General features: G+C 41.3%; 31 protein-coding genes, 1 pseudogene and 1 riboswitch. Of the genes and pseudogenes, 25 read left to right on the top strand and 7 right to left on the bottom strand.

The features are described 5' to 3' along the window. The first annotated feature begins 2 nt into the window (after window positions 1-2). From LCY76_RS17475 to LCY76_RS17435, 9 genes are all read left to right on the top strand, one after another. Window positions 3-350: a toprim domain-containing protein gene (locus LCY76_RS17475; protein WP_248253673.1), complete on the top strand. Its 348-nt coding sequence runs from the start codon at window positions 3-5 to the stop codon at window positions 348-350. A 163-nt stretch (window positions 351-513) separates the two neighbouring features. Then, window positions 514-843, top strand: coding sequence for a thioredoxin family protein (locus tag LCY76_RS17470; protein WP_053357264.1), 330 nt, complete (start codon window positions 514-516; stop codon window positions 841-843). Between the two features lie 404 nt (window positions 844-1,247). Then, the gene (gene sigI, locus LCY76_RS17465; RefSeq protein WP_091003296.1) at window positions 1,248-1,994 is read left to right on the top strand and encodes an RNA polymerase sigma-I factor; all 747 of its coding nucleotides are present in this window, start codon (window positions 1,248-1,250) and stop codon (window positions 1,992-1,994) included. A gap of 131 nt (window positions 1,995-2,125) precedes the next feature. Then, entirely contained in the window at window positions 2,126-3,415 is a 1,290-nt protein-coding gene (locus LCY76_RS17460) for an anti-sigma factor domain-containing protein (RefSeq protein WP_248253672.1), read from the top strand. 103 nt (window positions 3,416-3,518) lie between these two features. After that, a complete protein-coding gene (locus LCY76_RS17455) occupies window positions 3,519-3,821 on the top strand; it encodes a hypothetical protein (protein WP_248253671.1) in 303 nt (100 codons plus the stop codon). Window positions 3,822-3,942: 121 nt separating this feature from the next. Continuing rightward, window positions 3,943-4,056: riboswitch (SAM riboswitch) on the top strand. Window positions 4,057-4,144: 88 nt separating this feature from the next. Beyond that, a complete protein-coding gene (locus LCY76_RS17450) occupies window positions 4,145-5,170 on the top strand; it encodes a methionine ABC transporter ATP-binding protein (protein WP_248253670.1) in 1,026 nt (341 codons plus the stop codon). After that, window positions 5,163-5,828, top strand: coding sequence for a methionine ABC transporter permease (locus LCY76_RS17445; RefSeq protein ID WP_053357268.1), 666 nt, complete (start codon window positions 5,163-5,165; stop codon window positions 5,826-5,828). Before LCY76_RS17450 ends, LCY76_RS17445 begins: the two co-directional genes overlap by 8 nt. Window positions 5,829-5,858: 30 nt before the next feature. After that, on the top strand, window positions 5,859-6,686 hold the full coding sequence (locus tag LCY76_RS17440; protein ID WP_248253669.1) for a MetQ/NlpA family ABC transporter substrate-binding protein: 828 nt from the start codon (window positions 5,859-5,861) through the stop codon (window positions 6,684-6,686). A 95-nt stretch (window positions 6,687-6,781) separates the two neighbouring features. Then, window positions 6,782-7,216, top strand: a complete 435-nt coding sequence (locus LCY76_RS17435; RefSeq protein ID WP_248253668.1) for an RDD family protein — start codon at window positions 6,782-6,784, stop codon at window positions 7,214-7,216. 81 nt (window positions 7,217-7,297) lie between these two features. Here the strand turns inward: LCY76_RS17435 and LCY76_RS17430 are convergent, their stop codons facing one another. After that, window positions 7,298-8,143: a metallophosphoesterase gene (locus LCY76_RS17430; RefSeq protein WP_248253667.1), complete on the bottom strand. Its 846-nt coding sequence runs from the start codon at window positions 8,141-8,143 to the stop codon at window positions 7,298-7,300. A 163-nt stretch (window positions 8,144-8,306) separates the two neighbouring features. On the opposite strand from LCY76_RS17430, the gene LCY76_RS17425 reads away from it, so the two are divergent. The 7 genes from LCY76_RS17425 (at window position 8,307) to sufB (ending at window position 14,714) form a co-directional block, all read left to right on the top strand. Further along, the gene (locus LCY76_RS17425) at window positions 8,307-8,681 is read left to right on the top strand and encodes a carboxymuconolactone decarboxylase family protein (RefSeq protein ID WP_248253666.1); all 375 of its coding nucleotides are present in this window, start codon (window positions 8,307-8,309) and stop codon (window positions 8,679-8,681) included. Between the two features lie 265 nt (window positions 8,682-8,946). Further along, on the top strand, window positions 8,947-9,084 hold the full coding sequence (locus tag LCY76_RS17420) for a YuzK family famiily protein (RefSeq protein WP_175501739.1): 138 nt from the start codon (window positions 8,947-8,949) through the stop codon (window positions 9,082-9,084). 215 nt (window positions 9,085-9,299) lie between these two features. After that, window positions 9,300-10,085 (top strand): Fe-S cluster assembly ATPase SufC, encoded by a 786-nt coding sequence (sufC, locus tag LCY76_RS17415; protein WP_053357272.1) that lies wholly within the window; start codon window positions 9,300-9,302, stop codon window positions 10,083-10,085. Window positions 10,086-10,106: 21 nt separating this feature from the next. After that, window positions 10,107-11,402, top strand: coding sequence for a Fe-S cluster assembly protein SufD (sufD, locus tag LCY76_RS17410; RefSeq protein ID WP_248253665.1), 1,296 nt, complete (start codon window positions 10,107-10,109; stop codon window positions 11,400-11,402). After that, window positions 11,402-12,622 carry a cysteine desulfurase gene (locus LCY76_RS17405; RefSeq protein WP_248253664.1) on the top strand — a complete coding sequence of 407 codons (1,221 nt, stop codon included), beginning with the start codon at window positions 11,402-11,404 and terminating at the stop codon, window positions 12,620-12,622. The genes sufD and LCY76_RS17405 overlap by 1 nt, the downstream gene beginning before the upstream one ends. Further along, window positions 12,612-13,052, top strand: coding sequence for a Fe-S cluster assembly sulfur transfer protein SufU (sufU, locus tag LCY76_RS17400; RefSeq protein WP_248253663.1), 441 nt, complete (start codon window positions 12,612-12,614; stop codon window positions 13,050-13,052). The genes LCY76_RS17405 and sufU overlap by 11 nt, the downstream gene beginning before the upstream one ends. Window positions 13,053-13,316: 264 nt before the next feature. Then, a complete protein-coding gene (gene sufB / locus LCY76_RS17395) occupies window positions 13,317-14,714 on the top strand; it encodes a Fe-S cluster assembly protein SufB (protein WP_248253662.1) in 1,398 nt (465 codons plus the stop codon). A 146-nt stretch (window positions 14,715-14,860) separates the two neighbouring features. On the opposite strand, the gene LCY76_RS17390 is transcribed toward sufB, so the two are convergent. Continuing rightward, window positions 14,861-16,291, bottom strand: coding sequence for a PQQ-dependent sugar dehydrogenase (locus LCY76_RS17390; RefSeq protein WP_248253661.1), 1,431 nt, complete (start codon window positions 16,289-16,291; stop codon window positions 14,861-14,863). 178 nt (window positions 16,292-16,469) lie between these two features. On the opposite strand from LCY76_RS17390, the gene LCY76_RS17385 reads away from it, so the two are divergent. After that, window positions 16,470-16,631 (top strand): lysozyme family protein, encoded by a 162-nt coding sequence (locus LCY76_RS17385; RefSeq protein ID WP_336606286.1) that lies wholly within the window; start codon window positions 16,470-16,472, stop codon window positions 16,629-16,631. Between the two features lie 85 nt (window positions 16,632-16,716). Next, entirely contained in the window at window positions 16,717-17,046 is a 330-nt protein-coding gene (locus LCY76_RS17380; RefSeq protein WP_053357288.1) for a YmaF family protein, read from the top strand. A 349-nt stretch (window positions 17,047-17,395) separates the two neighbouring features. Here LCY76_RS17380 and LCY76_RS24185 read toward each other — a convergent pair. Beyond that, a pseudogene (locus LCY76_RS24185) lies at window positions 17,396-17,523 on the bottom strand (Fe-Mn family superoxide dismutase); the annotation flags it as partial. A 22-nt stretch (window positions 17,524-17,545) separates the two neighbouring features. Continuing rightward, complete coding sequence (locus LCY76_RS17370) at window positions 17,546-17,716, bottom strand: hypothetical protein (protein WP_053357289.1); 171 nt, start codon at window positions 17,714-17,716, stop codon at window positions 17,546-17,548. 352 nt (window positions 17,717-18,068) lie between these two features. Between LCY76_RS17370 and LCY76_RS17365 the strand changes: the two genes are divergently transcribed. From LCY76_RS17365 to LCY76_RS17355, 3 genes are all read left to right on the top strand, one after another. Next, window positions 18,069-18,911: a DUF72 domain-containing protein gene (locus LCY76_RS17365; RefSeq protein ID WP_248253660.1), complete on the top strand. Its 843-nt coding sequence runs from the start codon at window positions 18,069-18,071 to the stop codon at window positions 18,909-18,911. A gap of 128 nt (window positions 18,912-19,039) precedes the next feature. Then, window positions 19,040-20,437 carry a bifunctional metallophosphatase/5'-nucleotidase gene (locus LCY76_RS17360; RefSeq protein ID WP_248253659.1) on the top strand — a complete coding sequence of 466 codons (1,398 nt, stop codon included), beginning with the start codon at window positions 19,040-19,042 and terminating at the stop codon, window positions 20,435-20,437. Between the two features lie 56 nt (window positions 20,438-20,493). Then, window positions 20,494-20,796: a YunC family protein gene (locus LCY76_RS17355; protein ID WP_062233161.1), complete on the top strand. Its 303-nt coding sequence runs from the start codon at window positions 20,494-20,496 to the stop codon at window positions 20,794-20,796. 33 nt (window positions 20,797-20,829) lie between these two features. On the opposite strand, the gene LCY76_RS17350 is transcribed toward LCY76_RS17355, so the two are convergent. Next, window positions 20,830-21,012 carry a hypothetical protein gene (locus LCY76_RS17350; protein ID WP_248253658.1) on the bottom strand — a complete coding sequence of 61 codons (183 nt, stop codon included), beginning with the start codon at window positions 21,010-21,012 and terminating at the stop codon, window positions 20,830-20,832. 178 nt (window positions 21,013-21,190) lie between these two features. On the opposite strand from LCY76_RS17350, the gene LCY76_RS17345 reads away from it, so the two are divergent. Both LCY76_RS17345 and LCY76_RS17340 read left to right on the top strand, forming a co-directional pair. Next, on the top strand, window positions 21,191-21,985 hold the full coding sequence (locus tag LCY76_RS17345) for a thymidylate synthase (RefSeq protein ID WP_248253657.1): 795 nt from the start codon (window positions 21,191-21,193) through the stop codon (window positions 21,983-21,985). Continuing rightward, entirely contained in the window at window positions 21,982-22,458 is a 477-nt protein-coding gene (locus tag LCY76_RS17340) for a dihydrofolate reductase (RefSeq protein ID WP_248253656.1), read from the top strand. Before LCY76_RS17345 ends, LCY76_RS17340 begins: the two co-directional genes overlap by 4 nt. Before the next feature lie 46 nt (window positions 22,459-22,504). On the opposite strand, the gene LCY76_RS17335 is transcribed toward LCY76_RS17340, so the two are convergent. Next, a complete protein-coding gene (locus tag LCY76_RS17335) occupies window positions 22,505-23,506 on the bottom strand; it encodes a M23 family metallopeptidase (protein ID WP_053357296.1) in 1,002 nt (333 codons plus the stop codon). Window positions 23,507-23,697: 191 nt separating this feature from the next. Between LCY76_RS17335 and lipA the strand changes: the two genes are divergently transcribed. Continuing rightward, window positions 23,698-24,591: a lipoyl synthase gene (gene lipA, locus LCY76_RS17330; RefSeq protein WP_053357297.1), complete on the top strand. Its 894-nt coding sequence runs from the start codon at window positions 23,698-23,700 to the stop codon at window positions 24,589-24,591. Between the two features lie 237 nt (window positions 24,592-24,828). Here the strand turns inward: lipA and LCY76_RS17325 are convergent, their stop codons facing one another. Further along, on the bottom strand, window positions 24,829-25,461 hold the full coding sequence (locus LCY76_RS17325) for a YhcN/YlaJ family sporulation lipoprotein (protein ID WP_248253655.1): 633 nt from the start codon (window positions 25,459-25,461) through the stop codon (window positions 24,829-24,831). Window positions 25,462-25,570: 109 nt separating this feature from the next. On the opposite strand from LCY76_RS17325, the gene LCY76_RS17320 reads away from it, so the two are divergent. Continuing rightward, a complete protein-coding gene (locus tag LCY76_RS17320; protein WP_053357299.1) occupies window positions 25,571-25,846 on the top strand; it encodes a YutD family protein in 276 nt (91 codons plus the stop codon). The last annotated feature ends 9 nt before the right edge of the window (window positions 25,847-25,855 follow it).

Below are 25,855 nucleotides of genomic sequence, written 5' to 3'. Positions count from 1 at the left end.
TGATGAATAACAACTTGGACAAAGTGATTATCGTTGAAGGGAAATCAGACAAGGAAAAACTGATCACCATTTTAAATGAGCCTGTTGAGATCATCTGTACCAATGGCACAATGGGGCTTTCCCGGCTTGAGGAACTTGCTATACAAATTGAAAACCGAGATGTCTATATACTGGTCGATGCGGACGAAGCTGGAGCAAAATTAAGAAAAATGCTTCAGCGGGAGCTTCCGAATGCAGAACATCTTTATATTCATAAAATGTACCGTGAAGTGGCAAAAACGCCGCTCATGTATCTTGCCAACATTCTGCTTGGCGCTCGTTTCACCGTAAATAAAGAATGTCTGGGATAAGGAAGCAAAATTGAACCGAAAGAAATCCTCTTTGAGGAGGATTTCTTAAGTTTGTATTTTACGTACTGTTATAAGCATGGTTGTTGACAGCACCTCTTAGATCCGGGATATTCAATTACATAGAGAAAAAATTGATCCGTAAAAATTGCAATTGGAGAGAGATATGAGGGATTTAACTAATATAGAAATTCATAATTTTATTAAAGGTTCAACAGAGGAGCCAGCAGCTCTTTATATCCAGACACCGCTTTGCGGAACGTGTAAGATGGGAAGGCGGATGCTCGACATCACATTGGAAGCAATAAGCCAGTCAGAAACGTCTGAACCTAAAATCGGGGCTTGCAACCTAAATGCGATGCCGGAGCTTGCTGAAAAGTACAGCATCACGAGTGTCCCTTGCCTGCTTTTTTTAAACAGGGGCATTGCCGTAAAGAAGATTTATGCCATGCAATCTGTTGATTTTTTGTATCAAAACGTAAAAAAGTACCTGTAAAAGACACGAATTGTGTCTTTTTTCGTTTTTAGGGGGTATTTTTTAAATGTAATACATGGTTTATGTGGTAAAATAAAGAAGAAATGTGTAATAAATTTTACAGAACTATTCAGGTGCAACAAAATGAAACGATATCTCCAAACAGCAGCAATAGCAAGCAAGTTACCGCTTCCGAACGATTTATGGGTCAAGACTGCAAAAATTATCCTTTTCAGGAACATAACAAAAACATTACAATTGTTATAAGTCCTGTAACATTGTTATACAACTGTATCCTACAAACCTGCGAATCAATGGTATAAATGTATAGGAGAGCTTGAAACATGTTTGCTCCTGTCGACTTTTGGAATGTATGATTCATTTTATCCAAAAGTACAATACAACCTGATTTAAGAGGTGAAACTATGTCTACTGCATTTGTACCAACTATTCGTAACAGCACACCACTCATTAACATTGAAGATAAAGTACTAAGAATTCAAAGAGGAAATGATTCCTTAAGAAATGAACTGATCGAAGCTTACCAGCCATTTATTAAAAAAGTGACTTCAAAAGTTTGCAGTCAATATATAGATCGTACGATGGATGAATTTAGTGTAGGTCTTTACGCTTTCAATGAAGCCATTGATCAATATCAGGAAGGACAGGGAAGCCGTTTTCTTTCCTTTGCTGACATGGTAATCCGCCGCAGGGTTATCGACTATATCCGAAAAGAAGTTAGACAGAACCGTCTGATTTATTTGCAGCCGGATGAGGAAGATGAAGAAGGCCGTGTCGAGGACAGCTACGCAGAACAAAAAGCTGCCATGGAACATTACGAAGAAAAGATCCAGGCAGAGAACCGCGTATACGAAATCGAAGAATATCAAAAACTGCTGAAGGATTTCAGCCTTAATTTTAAAGTGTTGAGCAAACATTGCCCTAAGCATGTGGATGCAAGGGAAAACGCTAAGGAAATCGCTCGTTTGTTAGTGGAAAACCAGGAAATGGCTGAATTTTTATTGGAGAAAAAACAACTTCCTATAAAAGATTTGTTAAGTATGGTTTCCTGCAGTCGTAAAACTATAGAGAGAAATCGAAAATATATAATAGCGGTATCGCTAATATATCTAGGGGACTTTAAAGCGTTAAAGTCCTATATTCAGCCTTAAATAAGGGGAAGTTAAACGGTTGTAATTACTCGTGGGGAAATCATAATAAATAAGCAATGCAAAAGAGCAGCAAAACCCATGATGGTTATGATACGAAGCAGATCCTTCGCCTAGCAGGAGGGATATGTGGGATGAAGAATGGAATTTTAATGGAAGTTAATAAAGGGAAAGCCGTCCTATTAACGAAAGACGGTTGTTTCATCACCGTTAAGGTGCCACGCGGAAAGCATCCGGTGGTAGGTATGGAATACAGCGTTTCGAGTTTTTCAAAATGCGGAACGCGCCGATTTATATTTCCTTCTCTTTCACTTACAATAGCAGCATTGCTTATACTTGTTTTATTTTCAGGAGTAAATCCACTGGGCCGCAACGACAATACTGTTGCGGCTTATGTGAGTTTTGACGTAAATCCCAGCCTCGAAGCAGGAGTTAACAAAGACTTGCAAGTCATTAAAGTAAAAGCATATAACGCTGAGGGACGGGAAATTCTCCAATCATTAAAACAAAAGAAAAACATAAGCCTTTCCCACTTTGCTTCAGCTTTGCTGAACGCTTATGACAACAAAGGATATCTGAAGAAAAACCCGGATGTCATGATCGGAACAACCATCGTAAACCAAAATAATGACAAGCTTCTGTCTGCATTGGATGAGACTGTATCTTCCATTAAAAGGAATGCATCCATCTATAATTCGAAAGCCGCCATCACAGTAAAGAATATTAATACAAATAAACGGAATGTTGCAAAAAAGAATGGCGTATCATCTGGAAAATACATGATGTACTTGGATGCTAAACGAAAAGATAAGAACATTTCTCTTAATGAAGTGAAGAACATGTCTTATACCGAGCTAAAGAGAAAAATAAAACCTGTACATGAAGAGCCAGAAGAATCCGGCCATACAAAAAACCATTCAGAAAAAATTCTTCGCAATCATAGAACTCTTGAAACCATAAAGATTAAGACGAGTTCCCTGCATAGTTCTTCTCCAAAAGGACATGCGAAAAAAGAAGTCAAAGAAGAAAAGATAGAACCCAAGCTAGAACCAAACAATAAACGTGCTGTCCCAAAAACCAAAAGGCACGAAGGTCGAAAAAGCAGCCTTAAAGCTGAACATAAAGAAAAAAATGAATCAAAAAAAGTAAAACCACATCCTTCAAAGCAACATCACGAAGGGCCGATGTACAACAAGCAAGCAAAGAAAAATACTAATTTGAATACTGCTCCGAAACAGCATCCTGCTGTTCATGAAACGAATAAACAAAAAAACCAAAAATGGGATAAGGGAAAAAAGCTTGAAAAAAGAGAGCAGAAAAATTCTCCCGTTCATCGGTCTGAAAAAAAGTACTGGAAAAAAGAACAGAAGAAAAATCTTAAAAAGCCGCCAATGAATAAAGAAATACATAAAAAGGCTGGCTAAAAGTCGACACAGCGTTTAATAAACTGTCGAAGGAAAAATCAAGGAAGACACCAACCATCTCCCGAACATTAAGCTATACACGTTTTTTAAAAGGGGGATGTTTATGGATTGGGTTCATTGGCAGGAACAGGTTCAAAAAACGGCCTTCCTTCAGCCGCTGATAGGGACGGAGACTCCCAGTGTGACGGCTGATGGAGAACGATTATGTTTTTCCTTCGTAAATAAGTACAACGGTTCAGAGCGGATGACCATGCTTACAGGCAGGATGGATGATTTGCATGAGGTGTTTGGTGGCCAGCAGCGTCTGAGCGATTTAATCAGGCTAAAAAGAGTAACTTTTACGGGAACATACAGAGAACAGCTGAAGTTAGAATCTCTTCTGTTTTTATGCAAATTGGAGTCCTAAGCCAAAAGAATCGGGTCCTTCTATCTAAAAAACAGGAGTTATGGATTGACACTCCATAAAGGTGATGTTAAAATTCGAAACGTGCTAAGAAATGCTAACTAAATAACGAATAACAAATTCGTTCTTATCGCGAGTGGTGGAGGGACTGGCCCTATGAAACCCGGCAACCGTTAAGCAGCTTCCTGCTTGAAAAGGTGCCAAATCCTGCAAAGCAAACTGCTTTGGGAGATGAGATGACGGTGCATATAAATTTTTATGCCCTTCTGCTCATGACCTGGCAGAAGGGCATTTTTTATTTTTCAGAAAGTGAGGGATCCGGTCTCTTGATAACATTAGACGCAGTAAAAAAGATTTTTCAGACGAAAGACGGAGCTGTAAACGCAGTTGACCATGTCGATCTTTCTATAGATCAAGGAGAAATTTTCGGGATTATTGGATACAGTGGTGCAGGTAAAAGTACACTCATCCGAATGCTGAACATGCTGGAAAGACCAACGAGCGGAGATGTAAACGTTGCGGGAAAAAATCTTTCCAAACTTAGTAACAACGAGCTTCGAAAAGCCCGGCAGGAAATCAGCATGATATTTCAGCATTTCAATCTGCTTTGGTCCAGAACAGTAAGGGAAAACATTGCATTTCCACTTGAGATTGCAGGTGTGCCGAAAGCAGAGCGCCTGAAGCGGGTGGATGAACTGATTAAACTTGTTGGACTAGAGGGCCGTGGAGAATCGTATCCTTCCCAATTGAGTGGAGGACAGAAGCAAAGAGTCGGGATCGCACGTGCACTGGCCAATAACCCTAAAGTTCTTCTTTGTGACGAGGCGACTTCAGCCCTTGATCCGAAAACAACAGACAGCATCCTTAATTTATTAGTTGAGATCAATCAAAAGCTCGGCTTGACCATTGTTCTTATCACACATGAGATGCATGTCATCCGAAAGATCTGCCATCGGGTCGCTGTTATGGAAGCAGGTAAAATAGTGGAACAAGGGCCGGTTTTGGAAGTATTCAGGCATCCTAAAGAGTCCATTACAAAAGATTTTGTTAAGCAAGTAACAGAGCCTGAAGAAACGACAGACATGATCAAGCAGCTGGCATCTGAAAAACCTCAGAGCCAAATTGTACAGCTCACCTTTGTTGGAGGAAGTGCAGAACAGCCCGTTATTACAGATGTGATCCGTAAATTTGACGTTCAGGTGAATATCCTGCAGGGTAAGGTATCGCAAACACAAAACGGGCCATATGGAACGTTGTTCATCCAGCTGGAAGGAACAGATACCGAAATTCAAAAAGCGGTAGCCTATATGAATGGGCAGAAAGTAGAAGTGGAGGTGATCTCATATGAATAGTCTTTTTCCGAATGTGGAATGGAGTGGAATGTGGGGTGCCACCGGACAAACACTGTACATGACAGCTGTTGCGGTTCTTGCCACTTTTATTTTAGGTCTTCTTTTAGGATTAGCATTATTTTTAACGGGTAAAGGGAACCTATGGGAGAATCGATTTTTAAATTTTGTCTTCTCAGCGATCGTAAATATCTTCCGTTCCATTCCGTTTATTATCCTGATCATTTTATTGCTTCCGTTTACGCTCTTGTTAGTAGGATCTATGCTTGGCGCCAATGCAGCACTGCCTGCTTTGATCATTGGAGCTGCACCGTTTTATGCCCGGATGGTTGAGATTGCGCTTCGCGAGATTGATAAAGGGGTAATCGAGGCGGCAAAATCGATGGGATCGAGCAACGCTCAAATTATTTTTAAAGTTTTGATCCCTGAAAGCCTTCCTGCGTTGGTTTCCGGGATTACGGTAACTTCAATCGCGCTTGTCGGCTATACAGCAATGGCGGGGGTAGTCGGAGCAGGCGGGCTCGGAAATTTGGCGTTCCTTGAAGGTTTCCAGCGTACGCAAAATGATGTTACATTTGTCGCTACTGTGATCATTCTAATCATTGTGTTTATCATTCAGTTTATTGGGGATAATGTAACTCGCCGTCTTGATAAACGTTAAAATCGAAATTACACAACCAGGAGGAACAACATGAAAAAAATCATTACACTCATTCTTTTACTTGCATTGACAACAGCACTTGCTGCATGTGGTGCAAACGGAGGGAAAGACAAAAAACTAGCTGGCGATAAGATTGTTGTGGGAGCATCCAATGTTCCGCATGCTGAAATTCTTGAAGCAGCTAAGCCCTTAATGAAGAAAAAAGGAATTGATCTTGAAATTAAAACGTTCCAGGATTATGTACTTCCTAATAAAGCACTTGCAAACAATGAAATTGATGCCAACTACTTTCAGCACGTTCCGTATTTGAAATCACAAATGAAAGAAAACAAAAATTACAAATTTGAGAACGCCGGCGGCATTCATATCGAACCGATCGGAGTATATTCTAAAAAGTACAAGTCTTTAAAGGACCTTCCAAACGGAGCAACGATCATCATGAGTAATTCCGTTGCTGACCACGGACGTATGCTAACATTGCTTGAGCACGAAGGCTTGATCAAACTTAAACCTGGAAAAGGTTACAACTCAAAGATTAAGGACATTGCCAAAAACCCAAAACATTTGAAATTTAAAGCAGATGTTGAAGCTGGCCTTCTTCCAAAAGCGTATAAAAACGGTGAGGGAGACGCTGTATTGATCAACACCAACTATGCGATCGATGCTGGGTTGAACCCTCAAAAGGATTCCATTGCAATTGAAGGATCTGACTCACCTTTTGTAAATATCATTGCTGTGCGCAAAGGCGATAAAGATGCTAAAACGGTGAAAACCCTTGTTGAAGTGCTTCACTCTAAAGAAATTCAAGATTTTATCAAAAAGAAATATAAGGGTGCTGTTGTACCGGTAAACAAATAAATGATTTAGAAGGACAGCCTTTGGGCTGTTCTTTTTTTTGTCCATTTGTAATAACTGTAAGATGATTTAACAATTTATTGATGGAGGGATGCAGGATGGAAGTACAGCAACCGGCTGGTTTTTGGATCAGGTTTGGAGCCAGTATACTGGATGGCCTTATTATTGGTATTCCATTATCATTAATCGGTTATTTATTCTCAGGTGACTTTGTATCAGAAGATCCGGGTGGAGACTGGTTCATGAATGTGGTTAGTTTTCTTTATGCGCTTTTGCTGCCCATCTACTGGAACGGATATGTGGTTGGCAAGAGAATCTGTGGAATCAGGATTATTAAAGCGGACGGAAGCAAGCTGGGAATTGGGGCAATGGTTCTGAGAGTGTTAGTCGGAGGCTTAATCTATGGGTTAACCCTTGGAATTGCGTTGATTGTCAGCGCCTTTATGGTCGGTATCCGCAAAGACAAGAGAGGCATCCATGATTTGATCGCGGGTACGTATGTTACCCATTTGCCACCGCAAAAAGAAGGGTGAACACAAAAATAAGGCGGCATGGAACTGCATCCTAATTGTTAGACAGGTTACAATGGGAGGGTGCAGTTCATAGATGCCGTCTTATTTTAATGTGATGGATGTAATTTCAGGCCGGCAGAAGAAACGGAAGGGCAGATGTGTAGTTCCCATTCCCCTGTTGGTATATAGAAATTTGTTTTCAGTTTCATAAAGTCCACTATGATATTTCCTTCCCATTTTTGAAGTGATGATCGGACCGAACAATGGCATTCGGACTTGTCCTCCGTGACTGTGGCCAGACAGCTGCAGATCTACAGGGAATTTGGAACTGACTTTGAAATAATCCGGTTCATGGGCAAGCAGAAGAGTAAAACGGTCTAAAGGAATACCATTCAATGCTTTTTCGATATCTGCTTCTCCTCTCAGATAGTCATCCAATCCTGCGAGGTACAGCTCATCATTTTCTTTTTTAATCATCCTGTTCTCATTCATAAGTAGTTCAAAGCCGCTTTTTCTCAGCAGTTCAGAAATGGTATCGATACTTTCAAGGTAATCATGATTACCGAGAATTGCGAATTTACCAAAGGGTGCCTTGATTTTATTTAGGTAAGGAAGGCTCTTTACAACGGTTTTCAGCGACCGGTGGGAATTCACCAAATCGCCTGTGAAGACGATCATATCAGGATTAAGCCCCTGTATTTTATCTGCCATCTTAGCAATATGCCTGGCCTTAAAATGAAAGCCCAGATGAAAATCACTAATATGGACAATATGAAATTTCTCAAAGGCTTCTGGAAGCCTGGGGAGCTTAATATCGATTTTTTTAACATCAAACCAGTACGGTTCAATAAACGCAGAATAAAAAGCTGCTGCTCCTGCAGCGCCTGCCAGGGCACCCAATCCGATTGAACCAGCAATCAATGACTTCTTTACCTTTTCCTCTTCCATCTTTTACTCCTTTTTTCAACCAGTTTCTTTTAGCCCATTATATTCCCGACTGCAGAAGATTTGAAGCAAAAAGTTCAGCTTCCGTTTTAAAATCGGGATAAGAAAAATAGCAATAACTCATACTAAATCTTGTCTATCTTATGGACAGGAGGATGAAAAGGAAATGGAACATCAAGAAATGTCTGGAAAAAACTCGACGCAGCACCATCTGATCCGCTATAAAGAAGGTCTCGGTAAGTATACGGAAAATATGCCAGAACTGATCCATTCATACAATGAATTTACACGCCATTGTTTCAAGGAAGGCGAGATCTCTGAAAAGAACAAGCAGCTGATGGCTTTGGGGATCAGTATTTATTCTCAGGATGAATACTGTATCATCTATCACACGAAAGGCTGTTTGGATCAGGGAGCCAGTGAAAATGAAATTCTTGAGGCTGTGGGGGTTGCAGCAGCTTTTGGCGGCGGAGCTGCTATGAGCCAAGGTGTAACACTTGTTCAGGAATGCATCCAGGAATTAAACAATCCCAGGCATTAAAAAAAAAAGAGTTCCATAATTGGGGCTCTTTTTTTGTATTTGCTCACATAAGCAAGCATTTGGGAGGATATATAAGGATTCATGAGTCATTAAGGTTCAACAAAAGAATAACCCTTGAGCCTTGCATATATGGCGCTGAATGGAAATTGAATCACAGGAGTAGCTTTGTTACGCTATAAATGTTGATTTAGTGTCATATACACGAAAGGAATGATTCATTATTCACTCGATTAAAGTTAACCACACTCCTGAAATGGAAAAAGCCATGCAAAAGAATCATGGTATTGGTTATGCTGAATATGAACGAAATCTAGAGAAACGAATCACTATTGAACAAGAACGTGATAAAGAATATCAAAAAAGTTTAGAAGTTTCTAATGAAATGGAACGAAAAATTCTATAGTATAGGTAGGGAAATCAGCATTCAGAACTGGGTGCTGATTTTCTATTTATGTAGTTTTTGCATTTTCTTCTGCCAATAACTCCTACAGGTTGAAGATAAAATAAATTTGTTATAATATTAGAATGAGAATAAATTGAGAATGGAATGAGAGAAGCTTTCATTCTTGTTCACATTAACAATATATTTCACTGAAATATAAGATGGAGGTAAATTTTATGTCTACACCAAATTTAAAGATTGAAAACCTGCGTGTTTCTATCGATGACAAAGAGATCATCAAAGGTTTAAACCTTGAAATAAACGGCGGAGAAATCCATGCGATCATGGGGCCAAATGGAACAGGTAAATCCACTCTTTCATCTGCGTTAATGGGGCACCCTAAATACGAAGTGACCGATGGAAACGTTACATTTGACGGAGAAGACCTTTTCGAAATGGAAGTTGACGAACGTGCAAAAGCTGGTCTTTTCCTAGCGATGCAATATCCAAGTGAAGTAAGCGGAATTACAAACGCTGACTTTTTGCGTTCTGCTATTAATGCACGCCGAGAAGAAGGTCAGGAAATTTCTCTTATGAAATTTATCCGTGAATTGGATAAGAAGATGGAGCTTCTTGAAATGGACAATGCGTTTGCTCACCGTTATTTAAATGAAGGCTTCTCTGGTGGAGAAAAGAAACGTAATGAAATTCTTCAATTGATGATGATCGAACCTAAGATTGCCATCTTGGATGAAATTGATTCTGGTTTGGATATCGATGCTCTTAAAGTAGTAGCTAAAGGCATCAATGAAATGAGAAACCCAGAGTTTGGCTGCTTAATCATTACTCACTATCAGCGTTTACTTAACTACATTACTCCAGATAAAGTACATGTGATGATGCAAGGGCGCATTGTTAAATCAGGAGGACCTGAACTTGCACAGCGTCTAGAAGCGGAAGGATATGACTGGATTAAGGAAGAGTTGGGAATTGAAGACGAAACTGTTGGCCAAGAGGCGTAAGCAAGTTAGGAGGATTTGTACATGTCAGTTGAAACTTCTTTAAAATATGACAGGGATTATGTAAGCAAGTTCTCTGAAAGCCGCCAAGAACCAGCATGGCTTTCAGAACTTCGTTTACGCGCATTGGAATTGGCACAGCAGCTTCCTATGCCTAAACCTGATAAAACAAAAATTGATAAATGGAACCTTACTGAATTCAATCACGTGAGCACTGCTGAGGAAAGCGCAGACCTTCCTGAGCAAGTGAAAGCATTAATTGGTGATGAAGAAGCGGGCAATCTGCTTGTGATCCGCAACGGAAACGTCGCTCACTCATCGGTTACAGAAGAGCTGGCTTCTCAAGGTGTCATTTTCACCGATTTCGTAACCGCAGCTCAAAAGCATGGAGATCTTCTTCAAAAGTATTTCATGAAAGAAGCTGTCAGCATTGACGAAAACCGCCTTACAGCCATTCATGCGGCACTAGTAACCAATGGTGCATTCATTTATGTTCCAAAGAATGTAGAATTGAAAACTCCGCTTCAGGCAATCTACTTCCATGATGATGAGCAAACAGGGCTCGTTAACCATGTCATCATCGCAGCGGAAGACAACAGTTCGGTCACGTATGTTGAGAACTACTTGTCAACAAACGAAAACAGTGAATCTGTTGCCAATATCGTATCTGAGGTGTTTGCAGGTTCAGGAGCTAAAGTAGTGTACGGAGCTGTCGATAATCTTGCCAAAGGAATGACTTCCTATATCAGCCGCCGAGGACATGCAGGACGCGACGCGCGAATCGAGTGGGCATTAGGACAGCTTAATGATGGAAACACAGTATCTGATAATACAACACATCTTGTCGGAGACGGTTCATTCACAGACACGAAAACTGTAAATATCGGCCAGGGTGATCAAAAACAGAACTTTGTTGCTCAAATTTTCCATCATGGAAAAAGCTCTGAAGGCTACATCTTAACTCATGGAGTAATGAAGGATTCTGCAAGCTCGATCTTCAATGGAATTACAAAGATTGAACATGGTGCGACAAAATCAAACGGCGAACAGACAGAACGGGTATTAATGCTGAGCGAAAAAGCACGCGGAGATGCGAACCCGATTCTCTTGATCGATGAAGATGATGTTACAGCTGGCCACGCTGCATCAGTTGGACGAATTGATCCGATCCAGTTGTTCTACTTGATGAGCCGCGGAATATCAAAAGCTGAGGCTGAACGATTGATCATTCATGGTTTCCTAGGGCCTGTTGTCAATGAAATGCCGCTTGAATCCGTGAAAAAACGTTTAGTTGAGGTAATAGAAAGGAAAGTCAGATAATGAACGCACATGAAGTAAGAAAGCTGTTTCCGATCCTGCATCAGGAAGTCAATGGAAAACCGCTTGTTTACTTTGATAGTGCCGCCACTTCACAAAAGCCGGTACCTGTCATTGAAGCGCTGGAAAAATATTACCGGGAATACAATTCAAACGTTCACCGGGGTGTCCATACTTTGGGGACCAGAGCTACTGACGGCTACGAGGGAGCCAGGGAGAAAGTTCGGCGTTTTATTAACGCGAAATCCACACAGGAAATTATTTTCACACGTGGAACTACGACCTCAATCAATACAGTTGCAGCAAGCTACGGTTTAACGAACCTGTCAGAAGGCGACGAGATTGTCATTACACCGATGGAACATCACAGCAATATTATTCCATGGCAGCAGGTCGCTAAAAAAACTGGTGCGGCACTTAAATACATTCCTTTAAAAGAAGATGGATCCATTGATCTTCAGGATGTTGAAAATACCGTAACTCCACAAACTAAAATCGTATCCGTTATGCACGTATCCAATGTGCTGGGAACAATTAATCCTGTAAAGGAAATTGCAGCGATCGCTCATAAAAACGGAGCTGTAATGGTAGTGGATGGGGCGCAGAGCACACCGCATTTAAAAGTGGATGTTCAAGATCTGGATTGTGATTTCTTTGCCTTCTCTTCCCATAAAATGTGCGGGCCGACTGGTATTGGTGTACTTTACGGAAAAAAAGCATTGCTGAACCAAATGGAGCCTGTTGAGTTCGGTGGAGAAATGATCGATTTCGTTGATTTGTATGACTCCACATGGAAAGAGCTTCCGTGGAAATTTGAAGGAGGAACCCCAATCATTGCAGGAGCGATCGGTTTGGGTGCGGCCATTGATTTTCTTCAGGAAATTGGGCTTGAAAACATTCAAAAGCATGAGCATGATCTTGCGGAGTATGCCATTGAGCGCATGTCGGAAATTGAGGGGATTACCATTTACGGGCCTAAGGACCGTGCTGGAATCGTGACGTTTAATATCGACGATGTTCATCCTCATGATGTAGCCACTGTTTTAGATGCTGAAGGAATTGCCGTGCGGGCTGGACATCACTGCGCCCAGCCATTGATGAAATGGCTGAATGCATCTTCAACCGCACGGGCAAGCTTTTATTTATATAACACCAAAGACGAGATTGATTCTTTTGTTAAAGGATTAGTCACGACAAAGGAGTATTTCGGCCATGTCTTCTAATTTAGATCAGCTTTACCGGCAAGTCATTATGGATCATTACAAAAACCCTCGCAATAAAGGGCAATTAGCCGATGATGCGGTCACCATCAACATGAATAATCCAACGTGCGGAGACAGAATTCAGCTTCATTTGAAGGTGGACGATGGAAAAATTTCTGACGCAAAGTTTGATGGAGAAGGGTGCTCAATCAGCCTTGCTTCTGCAAGCATGATGACACAAACGGTAAAGGGTTTATCTGTGGAGGACGCGGTTAAGCTCGCACATGTATTTTACAATATGATGCTGGGCAAAGATTACGATGATACATCATTTGATCTCGGTGACATAGAAGCCCTGCAGGGTGTTTCCAAATTCCCGGCCCGCATCAAATGTGCCACCCTTGCCTGGAAAGCGATGGAGAAGGGCGTAGGGCATCAGGAAGAAGAATAAGCATCGAAGAAAGGGTGCCAGGCACCATTTGGGATTAACTGCTGGTGCCAGGCACCGTTTCAGAGAAGTGATTTTCACTTTTTATTTGGTGTAATGCATCATTTGGGTTAAACTGGTGATGTCAGACACTATTTCACAGAAGCAATTAGTTCTTTTTAAATGGTGTCAGGCACCAAGTGAGTAAATTGCTGGTGCCAGACACCCGTTCAAAGAAGTTTTTGTGCCATTGCAAGAGAATTGTATCCTTTAAGGAGGGATGAAACGATGGCTAAGAAAATGCCTGATATTGGTGAATACAAATACGGTTTTCACGATAAAGACGTTTCGATATTCCGCTCAAAACGCGGATTGACTAAAGAAGTTGTAGAAGAAATCTCCAAGATGAAGAACGAACCACAATGGATGCTGGACTTCCGTTTGAAATCTTTAGAGCAATTTTATAAAATGCCTATGCCTCAATGGGGCGGAAACTTGAAGGACTTGAACTTTGATGACATTACGTACTATGTAAAGCCGTCCGAGAAGTCCGAAAAGTCTTGGGATGAAGTGCCGCCTGAGATTAAGGCTACGTTTGATAAGCTTGGAATTCCTGAAGCAGAGCAAAAATATCTCGCAGGGGTTTCTGCACAATACGAATCAGAAGTGGTATACCACAACATGAAAGAAGACCTTACTGACTTAGGGATTCTGTTTACAGATACTGATACAGCGCTAAAAGAGCACGAAGAAATTTTCAGAGAGTATTTTGGAACGATTATTCCTCCTTCTGACAACAAGTTTGCTGCTCTTAACTCGGCTGTATGGTCCGGTGGTTCTTTCATTTATGTGCCAAAAGGCGTAAAATGTGATACTCCATTGCAGGCGTACTTCCGAATTAACTCTGAGAACATGGGTCAATTCGAGCGTACCCTGATCATCGCTGACGAAGACAGCTCCGTTCACTATGTAGAAGGATGTACAGCACCAGTGTACTCAACGAACTCTCTGCACAGTGCGGTTGTTGAGATCATTGTTAAAAAGAACGCTTATGCTCGTTATACAACCATTCAAAACTGGGCGAATAACATTTATAACCTTGTAACAAAACGTGCCGTTGCAGAAGAAAATGCAACAATGGAATGGGTAGATGGAAACATCGGTTCACGCCTGACCATGAAGTATCCGGCCGTTGTTATGAAGGGACGCGGGGCGAAAGGAACTATCCTTTCCATCGCGATTGCAGGGAAAGGACAGCATCAGGATGCTGGAGCGAAGGTTCTTCACTTAGCGCCTGATTGTTCATCTACTATCGTTTCGAAGTCCATTTCCAAGCACGGCGGTAAAGTTACGTACCGCGGTATTTCTCACTTCGGACGCCGTTCTGAAGGATCCAAATCCAATATTAAATGTGATACATTGATTATGGATAACCAATCCACTTCAGATACGATTCCTTACAACGAAATTCTGAACAACAATATTACTCTTGAGCATGAAGCTACGGTTTCAAAAGTATCAGAGGATCAATTGTTCTACCTCATGAGCCGTGGTATTTCTGAGCAGGAAGCAACAGAAATGATCGTAATGGGCTTCATCGAGCCATTTACAAAAGAACTTCCAATGGAATATGCGGTTGAAATGAACCGTCTGATCAAATTCGAGATGGAAGGTTCAATCGGATAAAGTCTGAAAAGCCTTGGTATATATACCAAGGCTTTTTTATTCGAATTCGGAGTATGATTGCTCTCTAGTTTGTTTTATATTTCGTTTTCAATTAAATCCAAGAAAGAGATTTTATCGGGTATTAAGTAAAATATTATAATTATGAATCATGGAATAATTTCAAAAACAGTGCCTTGGTTAAAATCAGTCACTTTCATAGAGCCATAAACCCCTAAATATAGTCTGGTTTGATCCAGATTCGTTCCCAGATTAACAAAATAAGCTGATTGAGACCCAAAATTATAATCGGTTTTAATAACACTAAAATCATTTAGTTTACAATCTGTTCTTACCCTGGTATAAGCTAAAACCCCTCTAACCGAAGACTGAGATTCTTCTGCCCGGGCAAGATCGGTAAACACAACGCTTCCCATTAAATCGGGGATTCCATTCCCCATATAGGCTTGCACTCCTGTAAGTGCAGTTCCTCCAAACTTATCGGGTCGGGGATCTTTATGAAAATAACTAGTTAAGGGCTGAAGACGCCTCACTGAAGTTTTTACTGCTTCATTGTAATAAGCCATTGTTTTCTCATCCAAAGTCGGATTTGCAGAGCAGCCCCTTATTATCGAAGCAGGAAAAGCACCTTCCCACCCTCGCCAGCCAAAGTTAATAAATCCTTCTTGGTCAGGTTCAGAATTCATTAAAGAAGCTTGAACAAGCTGAGTAACCGGGATTGGTTTGTAATCAACGAATGAAAAAATGGACTCGGCCAAATCCTGTCCGACATTTCCTGCATATTTGATATACTGATTATTAAACCTTTGAAATGAGATGCCTGGTATATTGCGAACCCCTTTGGCAATTACCGCAAGCGTTTCCTGAATAGGTGCGGGAAGTTCATTAAAACGTGTGACTACGGGTGGATTATAGGTAAATGTATTCTTAACTACATCAATTTCAATTATTTTACCGGCGATTTCCATATCATCCTGGCTTAAATTAAATGGATCATAGCCTGATCCACCATCTCCGGTTGTTAAAACAAGTTTTCCTGTTTCAGGTGAAAAGTTTAAGCTATTGACACCATTATGATTTAAAAATGGTCTTCTTAAGTTAAGTAATGTCCGTCGTTTTTGAGGTTGACCATTCGATTGTAAAATCCATTCTTCAACGGTATCAATATGATCATATTGAGTTTCTCTATTTATCCATCTTAGGTTTAAAGTTCTGGGATCACACGGGTTAGGCATAAAAGGTTCAGGAAGAGCACCTGGACCTTGTGTTTCAGCTACTGAATAATGAAGATAAAACAGACCGTTATAATAAAATTCTGGATGAAACGCTAGCCCTAGCAATCCCCGTTCATCATATCCACTACCAGAAACACCTAGTTCAGAATCACCTAGTTTTATGATTCGCGGGCGAATATCTAAAAAAGTCCTTATAACGCCGTTTCCTATGTAAAAGATCTCTCCTACCTGGGTTGCAATAAATAATCTTTCAATTGAATCACCCGGAAGTATAGTTGTTTTCAAAACAGTGGGTAAATTTACCTTACTTACAAGGGGCCGTAAACTAACCTTAACATTAATCAACTAACTACACTCCTTCTTATTCTTTTCTTTTATAAGAATATGATTAGAATGTTCTATTAGTACAAAATCAGCGCCGGGGAATCTGAAAAAGCATTGCACCATTTTCCGCACCAGCGTACTTAAACTAAAGGGTTCTTTAATTTAAGATTCAGCTGCCTTTAGATGGTATGTCAACGGTATAAGAATAGATGTTTTTGGAAAACAGGCACAGCAACTTAAAAAAGCAAAGGGTGATCTAAAAACCGCCATCCAAAGTTATAACTTGAGTGATGGATTTATAGATTACGTGGATCAAAGAGGCGGTCATTACACCAAGGAACTTGCCATAAATTTAATTTAATTGTGTAAATCAGGATTGGAGTTATACGTTTTTAATTTGTTACATAGATATATTCAGATGTATTTCAAGTAAGAGGAGGGGTTCTGTGCACGAGCATGATATTGAACAAATAGAATGGAATGAAAGAGTTCTTCATCGACATCAATATGCCACGGAAACGACGATAAATAATGGACATTCGCACAACGTACAGGGAACAACAACACCAGTAAATAACACCATTACTCATGTTCATTACTATGAGGGAAAAACCACTTTTGCAAATGGGCATGTTCATGGATTTTCAGGAGAGACGGGACCTGCTGTCCATCTGGGCGATGGGACACATTATCATGAGTTTTCTGGAACAACCACCTTTAATAACGGACACGTCCATTATTACTCGGGAAGGACAGGAAGGAACATAAGCCCTTAAATTCTAAAATCTAAGAGGCTTGCAAAATCACTGAGTGTTGAAATGTACTTATGAAACAGGTTTCAAATGTTAAACGGACAGTTTCAATCATCGAATCTTCTATGATGGCATTGAAATTAATTAATTCCAAAAGGATAAGAATTGTTAATTATTAAAAACAGTTGTGCATCAGTCTTATATAAAGAGAATTGAAAGCGCTTTATAATTAAAGGGGATCATCCAAAGTTAACGGTAAAGTGCTTCGAGAGAAAGGAAAAGCTTTCTATTTTTACTATCGTATTTAAATAGGAGATGAAAAGATGAATAGTAAAAAAAAGACCTGGCAGCAGTTAAATGCTCCAGGTTTTTCCCACCAATTATCAACATTTTTGTATTTAGGTAGTAGGCATGTTCCCAAACATCTAGAACAAGCAACGGAATAACATCCCATTGAGTCAGATTCTGATGCTTTTCAGCAGTAGACATAAAAAAATCGTGAGGCGTATACCTCACGATTTTTTTATGCTCCGCTTTCCTTTGGATCACTCTTTGATTTACTACCCTTTTTAGAACGATATTCTTTTCCTTTGTTATCATTCCCACTCACAAACTCACTGCTAAATTCTTGATTGTATTGTGCTTGTGGTGAACCTTGATTTTGGCTTCCTTTGCTGCCATTGCGACTTGTCATTACATTCCCTCCTTTATTCAAAAACTTCCTTCTTAGTATTGCTTATACGTTGCCTTTTACTCATTGTTCACTTTGGGTCCATTTTTTAAAGGGATAATACATCTTCTAACTATCTTCCAAATCAACTTTATGTTAGTATAAATTCACTCAAAACATTATTAAATATGTTTTATTAGGTATTCTCGCGTGCCGATTTCGTGCCGATTGATTTTGAAAAATCAAATTCGAGATGGAAGGTTCTATCGGCTAATATAGCAAATCAAAAAGCGAACGCCACAATGGGTTCGCTTTTTTTACATAATGAAAATTTGGGGAATAGAGAGAGTAACCATTCATAATGAGGAGAAGGACTATGATACTGATTGGAGTAACGGGCTGGGGGGACCACCAGTCTTTATATCCGGAAGGGACGAAATCCACTGAAAAATTAAAGCTGTACAGCGGCTTTTTTCCGGTTGTGGAAGTTGATTCCTCCTTCTATGCCATCCAGCCGTTAAAAAATTATCAAAAATGGATAAAGGACACACCGGACCGTTTTTCGTTTATCATTAAAGCCTACCAAGGAATGACGGGACATTCTCGTGGCAAGATTCCTTTTGAATCGACAAAAGAAATGTTTGATTTATTTAAAGCTTCCATCCAGCCTGTGATCGAGTCAGGTAAGATGAAGGCAGTGCTTTTTCAGTATCCGCCTTGGTTTGAATGCAATAAGGAAAGTGTACAGATGCTAAGGTTTACGAGGGAAATGATGGAGGGCATCCCGGTTGCTCTTGAATTTCGCCATCAATCATGGTTTATGCCTGAAATGAGAGAAAAGACGGTGGAGTTTATGAGAGAAGAACGCTGGATTCATACGATTTGTGATGAACCTCAAGCGGGCCAGGGATCGATCCCTGCTGTAATCGAACCAACGTCAGAGCTTACCATCATTCGAATGCATGGAAGGAATGTTCATGGCTGGAACAATCACGGCCAGGAAAACTGGAGAGAAGTTCGGTATTTATATCGGTACAATGATAAAGAACTTGCTGAATGGAAGCAACATGTTGAAAAATTGAGTGAACAGTCTAAGGAGATCGTCATATTGTTCAACAACAATTCTGGAGGCGATGCTGCAGATAACGCCAGGAAGTTTATCGATATGCTGAGCCTTGATTATGAAGGGCTGTCTCCGAGACAGCTTGATTTGTTTTAAAAAGGGGTGGCACAACGCCATTTGGTTTATACTGATTAGTAACAGTCATTCGATTTTATAGTGAAAATGACACATGAAATGGCCTGCTGCTGATAATTAGGGCAGGTTCTTAAGGTTCAGGGGGCAATATGCTAAATACATTAAAAATTTATCACACCAATGATGTACACAGCCATTTTGAATATTGGCCGCGTATCGTAAAGCAGATAAAAACAGGCAGGGCAGAATTTCCCGCAAAAGGACAGTCCTTGCTTTATTTTGATTGTGGGGATTTTATGGACCGTGCCAATTCGCTGACAGAAGGAACGCTTGGACAAGGGAATACGCTCCTTCTTAATCAGGCTGGTGCAGATGCGGTAACTATCGGAAATAATGAGGGAATCACACTTACAAAAGAGGAACTTTATTCTCTTTATACCGAAGCTGAATTTCCGGTACTGGCAGCAAACCTTTTTAATGAACAGGGAGAACGCCCTCATTGGGCAAAAATTTCTGAAGTGTTCACGACAGAGGATGGAATTCGTATAGGGGTTACGGGAGCCACGGTAGCTTTTCAGGCTTTTTATCACTCTTTAGGGTGGCGGGTGGAAGATCCTTTTCAGATTCTGCCTGAGATTATCGCTGATTTGAAAAACAGCTGTGATCTTGTCATTGTTCTCTCGCATCTAGGATTAAATTTTGATGAAAGAATGGCCCAGGAAATATGCGGAATTGATCTTATCCTGGGTGCCCATACACACCATGTACTCCCAGAAGGAAAAAGGATAAATAGTACTTTGATCGCACAAACCGGAAAATTCGGTCAGTATCTTGGTGAAATCAATATTCAGTATGATGCATCCACAAAAAAAATTGCATCAAAACAAGCAAGGCTGATTGAACTGACAGATATAGCAGAGGACAATCAAGGTGCCGAGCTTCTGGATGAACTGAAGCAAAAAGGAGAAAAAGTCCTGGAGAGGGAAGTAGCCTTCTTAAGTGAACCTCTTCATGTTTCATGGTATGAGCCATCACCTTTTGCTCAGCTGATGGCTGACGCACTTAAAGAGTGGTGCAAGACCTCCTATTCCATGGTTAATTCGGGAACACTTCTGGAAAGTCTGCCTGCTGGCCCTGTCACAAAAGGAGATCTGCATCGGATTTGTCCACATCCGATTAATCCGTGCATTGTCGATCTGACCGGTGATGAGATCAAGGAAATTGTCCATGCGGGTTTAAGCCGTGAGATGATCCATAAAGAGGTTAAGGGATTCGGATTCAGAGGAAAGGTCATGGGCCGTATGGCGTTTTCAGGCATCACAGTGGAAGAAGCGGTACTTGAGGATCAGCAGTCTCATGTTAAAAGCATTTGGCTGAATGGTGAACCTGTAATAGATGAGGAGATATACAAGGTTGCCGTTATAGATATGTTTACGTTCGGCAAGCTTTATCCAGCGATCGCAAGAAACAAAACAAAAACATTTATGCTGCCTGAAACACTTCGTGATCTGCTCGAATGGAAGCTGAAGAAGATGAATGGGCAGTAGTGGACGCACTCTTTCCCCTCTTGTACATACCATATAGGAGGAAAGGGGGGGAAAGCATGATTGAATTAAACCCGGTAATCATTGACGGCCACCCATTTACAGCGGTAACCGTTCAGCTGCCGAAAACAAGCCTGCTTGCCGTGTATAATGACAAAGGGTATATCATGTGCGGGGCTTTGGATGTCGCCCTCTTGAATGAAAAGCTCTCAGACCGAAAAATTATTGCAGGCCGAGCAGTAGGTGTACGAACCATAGATCAACTGATTAATGCGCCGTTGGAATCCATTACAACAGAAGCGTATGCCATTGGGATCGAGGCAGGAATGTCCGGAAGGGATGCCTTGCTGAAGATGGTATAAAGAAAAACTGTACTCCACCCTGGGTACAGTTTTTTAGATTTTATAACGGTCCCTCATAACCTTAAGCGAGATGAGGTTAAAGCAGAGAACTCCGCTCATGATCTGAATGCGCTTTGTATTGCTCGTCAGAATGTATACTAATAATAGGTAGATTCCGCTTACAAAAAAGGCGATTTGCAAGTAATACATCCACTGTAAAAGCCTTCTGAAATCCAAGGTCATCCCCCCCTGTATTTCAATACCATGTTAACTCCACATTCAGTATAGCAATGATATGGAGGAAATGGATAAATATTTTAAAATTGTAATTAAATTGAGACAAACTTTTCCGGCTAGAAACACCGAACCATTTGGTGTAGGATAGTAGTAACGAAAAGAGAGGTGTTCGGCTGAAATGAAACAATATTTGAACCTGCTTCAAGATACCCTTGAAAATGGGACAAGAAAAGAAGACCGTACAGGAACAGGAACGATCTCTGTTTTTGGAAGGCAAATGCGATATAACCTTGCAGAGGGATTTCCGGTAGTGACCACGAAAAAACTTCATTTGCGGTCCATTATTCATGAGCTTCTCTGGTTTCTAAAAGGAGACACGAACATAGGCTACCTTCGTGAAAACGGAGTGTCAATCTGGGATGAATGGGCAGACGAAAATGGTGATCTGGGACCGGTTTACGGCCATCAGTGGCGTTCATGGAAGACTCCAAGCGGCGAAACGATCGACCAGATTTCCAATCTCATTCACGATATTAAGCATAATCCGGATTCCAGAAGGCTTTTGGTTTCGGCATGGAATCCTTCCGATGTTCCAAAAATGGCTCTTCCTCCATGCCATACCCTTTTTCAATTTTATGTAGCTGACGGAAAATTATCCTGCCAGCTTTATCAGCGGTCAGCGGATCTTTTTCTGGGTGTTCCGTTTAACATTGCATCGTATGCGCTGTTAACCCTGATGATTGCTCAAGTATGCGGCCTGAAGCCAGGCGAATTTATACATACGGTCGGTGATGCTCATATTTATTTGAATCATTTGGATCAGGTGAAACTGCAGCTGACAAGAGAGCCTAAACCGCTGCCCTTGATGAAGATCAATCCAGAAGTGGCTACTATCTTTGATTTTAAATATGAGGATTTTGAGCTCGTGAATTATGAGCACCATCCGCGGATTAAAGGCGAGGTATCAGTATGATTTCTTATGTGTTCGCTATGGACGAGAACCGATTGATCGGTGATCGCAATGATCTCCCTTGGCACCTCCCGGCTGATCTGCAGCACTTTAAAAGAGTAACGATGAACAAACCGATTGTTATGGGCCGCAAAACCTTTCAATCCATAGGAAAATCGCTTCCGGGCCGTGAAAATATCATCCTGACGAGAGATGAATCATTTCAAGCTGAAGGCTGCACTGTCATTCAATCGATAGACCAGGTACTGGAGCGGCAGGAAGAAGAAGTATGTGTGATTGGCGGTGCGGAAGTTTTTTCATTGTTTATGCCGCATGTCCAACGGATGTATATTACGAAGATTAACGAAAGCTTTCATGGAGATACATATTTTCCTGAATATGATGAATCCGAATGGAAGCTGGTCTCCGAAACACCGGGAATTGTAGACGAAAAAAATAAATATTCCCATGATTTTCTTGTGATCGAAAAAATATAGCAATATGCAAAAGCCACCCGTTTTATACCCACGGGTGGCTTTTTTATTAGCGATGCAATCGTGCTGCAGTCCGCTCCTGTCGTTCCCAGGCTCGGAGGTATGGGTAGGGATCAAAAGCCCATTCCGTATAGCCGTTATCTCTGTACATGCCATAGTGCAAGTGAGGCGGGAATTTTCCGGACGTACCTGGCGGGCCATACCCGGAGCTTCCCACATAGCCTACGACCATTCCAGGCTGTACGATTGATCCTTTTTCAATGGATTTGTTAAAACTGGAGAGATGCGCAAAATAATGATAGACGTTATTGATGTCTCGGATTCCGATCCGCCAGCCGCCAAAGCGGTTCCAGCCTTTGATCTCAACGATTCCGTATGATGTTGCTTTTACCGGCACACCGTAGTCAGCAAAGATGTCTGTCCCTTCATGAATACGCAGGCCGCCATACCCCCTTCGGTCACCCCAAGTGTTTTTGAAGCTGTAATTCGAACGAAGAGGGACGACGAAAGCGTGCTGGTTCAATGCGACTGTTCCATAGGCTTTGTAAATTTGGGCATTCTCCATAATGATGCTGACAGCCTTATCCCGTCTATAGAATTCCCATAATCCAATTTTAAAATTTTCTTGATCAAACCCGTATTTCTGGATAATGTTCGCAAACGTGTACAGCAAATCCTCATCGTTGTTCCTATCGGCGACTCCATCATTATTCCCATCCATACCTGCACCGCCAAATATTCGAATGGAATCAGGGCTTTTGTCCTCCATGTTTGGATTTAACGGGCCTGACCATTGAATAGGGGAGAAATAAATGCCGACAAGTCCGGAAGCATCAGGAAGATCTCTTCGGGCACGCCGTACGCTTCGTTCGTACTGATCGACACCAGCGAAGTAGTACCAGGGAATGCTCGATACCGTTTCCATCTTTTTATATAGCGCCAGCCGCTGTACATCTTCTTTATTGTAGGTTGGTGCGGCCAAGGCCTCCCGCTCAGGAAAAATAAAGCCGATCAAGGAAGCAAACAAGAAAAGTCTTAGCCATTTTTTCATGGTGAGTTCTTCAACTCCTTTCCTGCATCATATCCTTAGTTTGGTTGGGAAAAGAAATTTCATATTATATAAATGATGGAAATATCATGGATTGTGGAGTTTTACCGCCAGTTATGTTAAAGTTTCTAATGTATCTCTACTTTTAAAGCACAAGATTTTTTTGTGCAGGACGATGAATTGGAGTGAGGATTTTGGCTAAGAAAGAAGAGCACATCCGTAAACCGGAATGGCTAAAAATAAAGCTGAACACAAACGACAACTATAAGGGCCTCAAAAAAATGATGCGCGAAAAGAAGCTACATACCGTTTGTGAAGAAGCGCGTTGCCCGAACATCCATGAGTGCTGGGCAGTAAGAAAAACGGCAACCTTCATGATTCTTGGTGACGTGTGTACCCGTGCCTGCCGTTTTTGTGCAGTAAAGACGGGATTGCCGACAGAACTGGATCTTCAGGAGCCGGAACGCGTAGCGGAATCTGTTGAACAAATGGGATTGAAGCACGTGGTCATTACCGCTGTTGCCCGTGACGATCTGAAAGATGGCGGTGCAGCTGTTTTTGCGGAAACCGTAAGAGCGATTCGCAAGCGCAACCCTTTCTGTTCCATTGAAGTTCTTCCTTCCGATATGATGGGCGTTCAAGAAAACCTGGAAACTTTAATGGATGCCAAGCCTGATATCATGAACCACAATATTGAGACGGTAAGACGCTTGACACCAAGAGTCAGAGCCCGTGCGACGTATGAGCGTACACTTGAGTTCCTGCGCCGTGCAAAAGAAATGAACGAAAACATCCCTACAAAATCGAGCATTATGATCGGCCTCGGGGAAACAATGGAAGAAATCATTGAAACTTTTGATGACCTTCGTGCCAACAATGTTGATATCGTTACCGTAGGACAATATTTGCAGCCGACAAAGAAACATTTAAAGGTTCAAAAATATTATCATCCAGACGAATTTGCGGAGCTTCGCAAAATTGCTCTTAGCAAAGGATTCAAGCATTGTGAAGCAGGTCCGCTTGTCCGTTCCTCTTACCATGCGGATGAACAGGTAAATGCTGCCAACAAAGCGGTTCAAAGCAACTAATTAGAAAAAGGGGCTGTCCTGAAAGTCAAAAATTGACCTTCAGGCAGCTCCTTTTTGCCGTGAAAAATCTTCGATGAAAAGTTGATTGGAGTGTAAGGTGCGAGACTCCTGCGGGACTAGCGTGACAGGTGAGACTTCCGCAGGTGCTTGCACCAAGAGGCTCACCGCACGCCACGCGGAAAGCGAGCAGCATGAAGCGGAAATCAACAGCTTCCAGACTTCTTGGCCAGCCTTTTTTTATTTATTCATCGGGCTGTTCATTTCACCTTTCATTTCCCCGTTCTGATTCTCGCCATCGCTTACTTTGTATCCTTGCGGAGATTTTTTCATCTGTGCAATCAATCGGTCGATGATTCCCTCGGCATTTTCGGTATCATAGTTGATGGAGCGGTACTGCTCGAGTTTGCCGATCATGCCTTTTTTATCTGAAACGTAGACATGGTAGTAGCGGGGGACGACGGAAAAAGCTGTTTTTTTAACATTATCCGCCATGGCCATCCGATTTTTGCTCGTTGTTTCGTAAGCCATGAGGACTTCTTCATCTGTAACCAAAACAGCCATATCTTTAATGTTCGGCAGGCGCACAGCCATGTCAGTAATCATGTCAGCCAGTTTTTGGCGATCCATTTTCGGTATTTGATTGGCAGAGAGGGGCTTTCTGTTCTCTCCCTTATATTCATGTCGCACATAGCCGAAGTCCCCGTATCTTCTGTCGGTTCCCATCGTATTATTATCATTTTTGTAATTTTTGTAGCTGGTGTTGGAAAATTTATAACCGCTTGTTGTTTCTTTTCGAGTGTTATCATCCGAGCAGGCAGCGGTAAACAGGGTAAAGGATAGGATCATTAATGCAGCAATTTTCTTGTTCATGTGATTCACCTCCTTTTCCTTAGGTTGACCACAATAAAAAACTTTTTACAAAGAAATTGTTGGCTGTATTTTTATGGGACATGGTAAAATATAAAAGTGAGGTGAGTTCATGATTTGTATTGGTGAGCATTGCTACGAACTGATAGAGAATAATAAAGAGGCCTTTGATGAGGAACTGCTCAAATCAAGGTACAGCGAAATTTTACATAAATATGATTATCTTGTCGGTGATATCGGATATGAACAGCTCAGGCTGCGCGGCTTTTTCGAAGACGGGCATGATAAAGCGACATATGACACGAAGATCAGTACGCTTCCGGAATACATTTATGAGTATTGTAACTTTGGCTGTCCTTATTTTGTGCTAAAGAAAATAACCCCCTGATCAACAAGG

Source organism: Fictibacillus marinisediminis (assembly GCF_023149135.1).
Lineage (GTDB): Bacteria > Bacillota > Bacilli > Bacillales > Fictibacillaceae > Fictibacillus_C > Fictibacillus_C marinisediminis.
The sequence above is the reverse complement of the archived record's forward strand: the minus strand, read 5'-3'. Positions and strand labels throughout refer to the sequence as shown.

Coding starts and splice junctions, on each gene's coding strand:
- LCY76_RS17475 (WP_248253673.1), top strand. CDS start 3: ATGAATAACAACTTGGACAAAGTGATTATCGTTGAAGGGAAATCAGAC.
- LCY76_RS17470 (WP_053357264.1), top strand. CDS start 514: ATGAGGGATTTAACTAATATAGAAATTCATAATTTTATTAAAGGTTCA.
- sigI (WP_091003296.1), top strand. CDS start 1,248: ATGTCTACTGCATTTGTACCAACTATTCGTAACAGCACACCACTCATT.
- LCY76_RS17460 (WP_248253672.1), top strand. CDS start 2,126: ATGAAGAATGGAATTTTAATGGAAGTTAATAAAGGGAAAGCCGTCCTA.
- LCY76_RS17455 (WP_248253671.1), top strand. CDS start 3,519: ATGGATTGGGTTCATTGGCAGGAACAGGTTCAAAAAACGGCCTTCCTT.
- LCY76_RS17445 (WP_053357268.1), top strand. CDS start 5,163: ATGAATAGTCTTTTTCCGAATGTGGAATGGAGTGGAATGTGGGGTGCC.
- LCY76_RS17440 (WP_248253669.1), top strand. CDS start 5,859: ATGAAAAAAATCATTACACTCATTCTTTTACTTGCATTGACAACAGCA.
- LCY76_RS17435 (WP_248253668.1), top strand. CDS start 6,782: ATGGAAGTACAGCAACCGGCTGGTTTTTGGATCAGGTTTGGAGCCAGT.
- LCY76_RS17430 (WP_248253667.1), bottom strand. CDS start 8,143: ATGGAAGAGGAAAAGGTAAAGAAGTCATTGATTGCTGGTTCAATCGGA.
- LCY76_RS17425 (WP_248253666.1), top strand. CDS start 8,307: ATGGAACATCAAGAAATGTCTGGAAAAAACTCGACGCAGCACCATCTG.
- LCY76_RS17420 (WP_175501739.1), top strand. CDS start 8,947: ATGCAAAAGAATCATGGTATTGGTTATGCTGAATATGAACGAAATCTA.
- sufC (WP_053357272.1), top strand. CDS start 9,300: ATGTCTACACCAAATTTAAAGATTGAAAACCTGCGTGTTTCTATCGAT.
- sufD (WP_248253665.1), top strand. CDS start 10,107: ATGTCAGTTGAAACTTCTTTAAAATATGACAGGGATTATGTAAGCAAG.
- LCY76_RS17405 (WP_248253664.1), top strand. CDS start 11,402: ATGAACGCACATGAAGTAAGAAAGCTGTTTCCGATCCTGCATCAGGAA.
- sufU (WP_248253663.1), top strand. CDS start 12,612: ATGTCTTCTAATTTAGATCAGCTTTACCGGCAAGTCATTATGGATCAT.
- sufB (WP_248253662.1), top strand. CDS start 13,317: ATGGCTAAGAAAATGCCTGATATTGGTGAATACAAATACGGTTTTCAC.
- LCY76_RS17370 (WP_053357289.1), bottom strand. CDS start 17,716: ATGACAAGTCGCAATGGCAGCAAAGGAAGCCAAAATCAAGGTTCACCA.
- LCY76_RS17365 (WP_248253660.1), top strand. CDS start 18,069: ATGATACTGATTGGAGTAACGGGCTGGGGGGACCACCAGTCTTTATAT.
- LCY76_RS17360 (WP_248253659.1), top strand. CDS start 19,040: ATGCTAAATACATTAAAAATTTATCACACCAATGATGTACACAGCCAT.
- LCY76_RS17355 (WP_062233161.1), top strand. CDS start 20,494: ATGATTGAATTAAACCCGGTAATCATTGACGGCCACCCATTTACAGCG.
- LCY76_RS17345 (WP_248253657.1), top strand. CDS start 21,191: ATGAAACAATATTTGAACCTGCTTCAAGATACCCTTGAAAATGGGACA.
- LCY76_RS17340 (WP_248253656.1), top strand. CDS start 21,982: ATGATTTCTTATGTGTTCGCTATGGACGAGAACCGATTGATCGGTGAT.
- LCY76_RS17335 (WP_053357296.1), bottom strand. CDS start 23,506: ATGAAAAAATGGCTAAGACTTTTCTTGTTTGCTTCCTTGATCGGCTTT.
- LCY76_RS17325 (WP_248253655.1), bottom strand. CDS start 25,461: ATGAACAAGAAAATTGCTGCATTAATGATCCTATCCTTTACCCTGTTT.
- LCY76_RS17320 (WP_053357299.1), top strand. CDS start 25,571: ATGATTTGTATTGGTGAGCATTGCTACGAACTGATAGAGAATAATAAA.